Origin of the sequence: Conservatibacter flavescens (genome assembly GCF_002795425.1) — a bacterium.
Classification (GTDB): domain Bacteria; phylum Pseudomonadota; class Gammaproteobacteria; order Enterobacterales; family Pasteurellaceae; genus Conservatibacter; species Conservatibacter flavescens.
The window spans coordinates 1-4,563 of the sequence record NZ_PHHA01000039.1 but is presented as its reverse complement, the minus strand read 5'-3'; the positions used below and the strand labels follow the sequence as shown (position 1 = coordinate 4,563).

The following is a 4,563-nucleotide window of genomic DNA, read 5'->3' as shown; positions in this document are numbered from 1 at the left end:
CTCGTTCTGATACCACCGCTTGTTATTGGTTCAGACCATTTTTTCGGCACATTTTCTCCCCCCTCAAAAGACTTGCCTAATTTAGCCAGTTCACGATAAATGGTTGATTTTTGTTCTAAAATCGCTAAGGAGCTATAAATTAATTTTTTAACCACCTCCACATCTTGGCGGGTAAATTGGTAGGCTTGTTTGGCGGTCATGCTATAAATATCTATGTAGCCAGATTGAACATCCTCAGCTTTAGAGACGTCTGCAAAAGATAGTGTACTGAAAAATAGGGACAGTATATTGATTCCTAAAAACTTAAGCATTTTCATCATTCTTTCTCCTCTGGCAAAAGCACATCGCGAGGATTTTCTCCAGCACGAATATCATCCATAAATTTTCGCCAAAAATCCTCTGTTGTTTCTTCATCGCCCTTATCCACAACAAACTCCCCAATATACCTTGTTTTGGCAGCATACTGTTTCATTTGGTCATAAAATGCATAAGGGTTAATGGCCTCTACCGCTGTTAATACTGCCCGGCTTCGTCCATAGGGTAAATCAGGAATTGCATCGCCTATCACATCATTTCTCACTTCTTCCGCACAAGTATTATTAAAAATTACATTATAATATTTACTACCGGATATAATCTCTGTTCTGTTTTTTTCAGCCTGTGCTTTGATTTGATGATATGCTTCTTCACTAATTTTCTTTTTAAATAGAAAAGTTTTTTCCGGAATCCGGTAATCTGAGTTCAATTTTCTTGCTTTATAAAATTTAAATATTTATTATCACATTGTGTAAAATGTATATATTCATTCATACTATTTCCATAATTTTGAATAACAATATTCTTATTATGTAACTCCCCCTCAATATTCCCTAATTTAATCACTCTCGATTCTCTTATAAGGTTTTTTTCGAATTTAACCCAACCTTTTTTTATTATTATTTTTTTATCAAATATATTAAAATAGCTACGTTCATTAATTTTTTTAATAACAATAGAAAATCGACCTGAATCACAATCACTCAATTTGTAATATCCATCAAAATTCATTGACATAGATGTATTACTTGATAAAAATATAATTAAAAAAGTTATTTTTTTCATTTTACTTTCTTTTTTGAGTATGCTTTTAACTATGTAATGGCTTAAAGATTTATTCAATTTTTTGCTTATAGAGTAAACAAATCCAAACTTATGGACAATTTATTTTTATATGGTTATAACTATCTCTAAAGTAATATATTTTATTATTCATATTTAAAGTATATAATTCTTTATTATTCCTCCAAGTCCCTTTTTCATTTTTTTATCTAAAACATCGCAAGATTTACCTAAGTAAAAAAACTCCTTTTCTCCTTGAAGGATAAAACCGTTATTATTCTTTTGAAGGAAAAATGTTTTCTGGTTAATACCTTTTTTTATTAAAAAAACTTCTTTGTAGGGAGAGTAATTACCTAAAAATTTTACAGTATCAGATTTTATGTTATAACATATTTCCTCCAGTGCGATATTATTAGATTTATTATCAATAATTTTACTTAGCCATAATCTATATTTTCTTATATATTCAATGTTATCTATAACTTCGTTCCCTGTTGCATTATATTCGGCATAAATGCTAGATATATTCAGTAATTTAAAAGCATCAACTATTTTATAATCTTGACACGCCAATTGATCTAATCTGGAGTTTTTTTATCACAGAATAAAATACTTTCTACATTATCTGTGTTATAAAATTTTATTGAATTTTTTATATCATTATACTCATTTTCATCAATGCACTGATATGCAACCGTATTAAAACTTAAGAAGGTAAATAAAAAAATAAATAATTTAATATACACAGTATCACCCTTGCAATTTCAATAATGTTTTTAACCTAACCACTTCATATCCACCTACATCATCAATCATTCTTTTTGTTTGTTGTAATGTCTCAATAGTTTTTCTTGCTGAATAATGTGCCTTATTCATTTTATTTCCATCATAAAAAGTTTGAAGAGACCCATCGGATATTTTTTTAGTTTTAGGATTAAATTGCCACCCTGTATTATATGATCCTTTCGATTCTTTTGATAAGATTAATTTTACGAGTGGGGTGTAAAACCGATCAAACACAATATCTGGGAATTCTTTAGTGATTATTATTTCTGGTCTTTCAGTTCGATAGCTTCTTGCATAGACTTTATCACTTGCACCATTCAAAAACTGTCTTTTTTATCCTGGAAAATACATTAATTCATAACCCACTGGTGGAGGCTCGTTATTATCATTATCTAAAGGTATCTGATTATGAAATTGCAATAGTATTATTTATTAGATGTTAAATTCAGCTCTTTTGCTATATTACTCCAACTATCATTAGACCTTACCATATCCCGCTCTGCGTGTTGATGAAACAGTTCATCATTGGTGGCATCGTCAAACATGATGCTGTTGTAGCCGTTGCCTTTGTAGGTCTTTGAACGGATATGCATTTGGTCATGGTATGCGGGAGGTTGCCCGGGGGAATTTGTAGGGCATTGTAGACCCGATGGGTGATAACCGGTTGGTCTGGGTCGCCATCTAGAAAATCCACCACCACTTCTTGACCAATAAGCGGCAGCGCTAACATGCCCGCCCAAGGGTGGGCTACGCGTATCCAGCAGCTGCTGTGGTCATCTTGTTTCCCCGCTCTGTCCCAGTGAAATTGCACTTTGACGCGTCCGTAGTTATCGGTGTAGATTTCTTCTCCTGCCGGACCAGTGACAGTGGCCGTCTGTGCATAAATTTGTGGCTTTTGCGGCACATTGGCCCGGTAGTTTTGGTTTTTCGGTATTACTTTAAATTAGGTGGTTAAATAAGTGCCCGTGGATTGGCTTGTATGTTGCGCTTCTTCCTCTAAAGCTTGAGCTTGTTCGCCTCGACATATGACTTCGGTTATAAATTTTATATATTTATGGTCTTAATATCATTCAGAATTATTTTTTTGAAAAAAACTTTTTATTATAATTAGCAAATAGCATAACTCTGAATATAAAAGAATTGAACATAAGGATAACACAGACAATAGAAGATAGTAAGTTTCTTGGTCATTATTATTTCTGTTAATAGCTGCCATGAAACAAAAATATAATAACGATATATAATAAGTATAAATTATTGGAGATATTCCTTTAGGGGCTGTGTCGGGTACAAAATATATTATATTAAATTTACTACCCTTGCTATTTTTATAATAAATTAGACTATCCTCTAAAATCCTTTTGGGATCCATTTTACATGTATATAAAACTGCTATAATAAAAACTAGGGAAAGTTCTAATAGAAAAAAATAAAACACTCTATCATACAGTTCAAAATTCAATGCGATAGTGACAAAGAATGGATACGCTAATAGTACAACAGTTGACCCCATAAAAAAACAAGTAGATTGGAGATACAACAGCAGTTTTATATTACCATTTTTATTTAATCTATTATGTATGATTCTTCTAGCAAGAAAAACAAATATTTGTAATAGAGAGAAAAAAACAATTATTTCTATTTTTGTTCCTATAGTCACCGGAATATCAGATAACAAAATGTAAATACATTGAAATAATATGCATACTAATAACATAGAAAACATATGATACGGATTACTATCTTTTGTCTTACTAAAAATAATTCTATTTTCCATTATTCTTTCTCAAAAATTTCATCTTTTATCCAAGTGGATAAACTACTAATTACTGCAGCAGTTACAACAACCACTACTGTACCTACTCCAATAACTACAGCAGTATGAACACCAGCAAACAAAATTAATGAACTAATCATGCTCGTTAGTATAAGATCTATCGTACCTAAAGTAATCCATGATGCAGTGATACTTATTCCTGCTCTTACCAATAATTCAACAAGATCATCCATATCTGCTTCATTAAGAGAGCGTTCACCCAACGTATTATTAATCGGTTATCACATCAAGAATTAATCCTGTCTTTGCCATTATACCAGATGTTACTTTACTTGGATTATATGCCTCAGCTACATATGCCATTGTTCTATGAATCTCTTTATTAATATGAATCCCCCCAGTTACCCCTTGTAGTTTAACATGTGCTAATCCAGCATGGTTAAAGCCAAAAGGAGGGTTATATCCTTTAAAAACAACTGCCAAGTACCCTCTAATCCATTTCACCTGGATTTTTCTATTCAAAGCTCTGCGTCAATGATATTTTGGCGGCATACTGTTTCATTTGCTCATAAAATGCATAGGGGTTAATTGCATAAATTAATTCTGATACCGCTCGACTTGCTCCATAAGGTAAATCGGGAATTGAATCGCCCATCATATCATTTCTCACTTCTTCCGCACAAGTATTATTAAAAATTACATTATAATATTTACTACCGGATATAATCTCTGCTCTGTTTTTTTTCAGCACGCGCTTTGATTTGATGATATGCTTCTTCACTAATTTTCTTTTTAAATACAACGCTTAAGAATGTCAGCTAATAAATATATTTTCGTTCACTTATATTAGTCTAATCTTTCAATAATTAAGCGGTTCCACTTATTTGGATATTGTGCATTTT

The 4,563-nt window shown here is 31.8% G+C and carries 9 protein-coding genes; all 9 read right to left on the bottom strand.

Annotated elements, in window-relative coordinates:
- A partial coding sequence (locus CVP05_RS12120; RefSeq protein WP_133118723.1) for a hypothetical protein occupies positions 1-320 on the bottom strand: 320 nt, incomplete at its 3' end.
- Positions 317-745: a hypothetical protein gene (locus tag CVP05_RS12115; RefSeq protein ID WP_100289824.1), complete on the bottom strand. Its 429-nt coding sequence runs from the start codon at positions 743-745 to the stop codon at positions 317-319. The genes CVP05_RS12120 and CVP05_RS12115, both read right to left, overlap by 4 nt.
- The gene (locus tag CVP05_RS12110) at positions 742-1,101 is read right to left on the bottom strand and encodes a hypothetical protein (protein WP_100289823.1); all 360 of its coding nucleotides are present in this window, start codon (positions 1,099-1,101) and stop codon (positions 742-744) included. Before CVP05_RS12110 ends, CVP05_RS12115 begins: the two co-directional genes overlap by 4 nt.
- A 153-nt stretch (positions 1,102-1,254) precedes the next feature.
- Positions 1,255-1,671 carry a hypothetical protein gene (locus CVP05_RS12105; protein WP_100289822.1) on the bottom strand — a complete coding sequence of 139 codons (417 nt, stop codon included), beginning with the start codon at positions 1,669-1,671 and terminating at the stop codon, positions 1,255-1,257.
- 177 nt (positions 1,672-1,848) lie between these two features.
- Entirely contained in the window at positions 1,849-2,205 is a 357-nt protein-coding gene (locus CVP05_RS12100) for a hypothetical protein (protein WP_100289821.1), read from the bottom strand.
- A 163-nt stretch (positions 2,206-2,368) separates the two neighbouring features.
- Positions 2,369-2,818 (bottom strand): type VI secretion system tip protein VgrG, encoded by a 450-nt coding sequence (vgrG, locus tag CVP05_RS12095; protein WP_100289820.1) that lies wholly within the window; start codon positions 2,816-2,818, stop codon positions 2,369-2,371.
- 842 nt (positions 2,819-3,660) lie between these two features.
- A complete protein-coding gene (locus CVP05_RS12085; RefSeq protein ID WP_100289818.1) occupies positions 3,661-3,894 on the bottom strand; it encodes a hypothetical protein in 234 nt (77 codons plus the stop codon).
- A 37-nt stretch (positions 3,895-3,931) separates the two neighbouring features.
- Positions 3,932-4,144 carry a hypothetical protein gene (locus CVP05_RS12080; protein WP_165773162.1) on the bottom strand — a complete coding sequence of 71 codons (213 nt, stop codon included), beginning with the start codon at positions 4,142-4,144 and terminating at the stop codon, positions 3,932-3,934.
- 31 nt (positions 4,145-4,175) lie between these two features.
- Positions 4,176-4,442, bottom strand: coding sequence for a hypothetical protein (locus CVP05_RS12075; protein WP_100289816.1), 267 nt, complete (start codon positions 4,440-4,442; stop codon positions 4,176-4,178).
- Positions 4,443-4,563 lie beyond the last annotated feature (121 nt).

Excerpts from the sequence above, each read along its gene's own strand:
- CVP05_RS12110 (WP_100289823.1), bottom strand. The coding sequence starts at position 1,101 with ATGAAAAAAATAACTTTTTTAATTATATTTTTATCAAGTAATACATCT.
- CVP05_RS12085 (WP_100289818.1), bottom strand. The coding sequence starts at position 3,894 with ATGGATGATCTTGTTGAATTATTGGTAAGAGCAGGAATAAGTATCACT.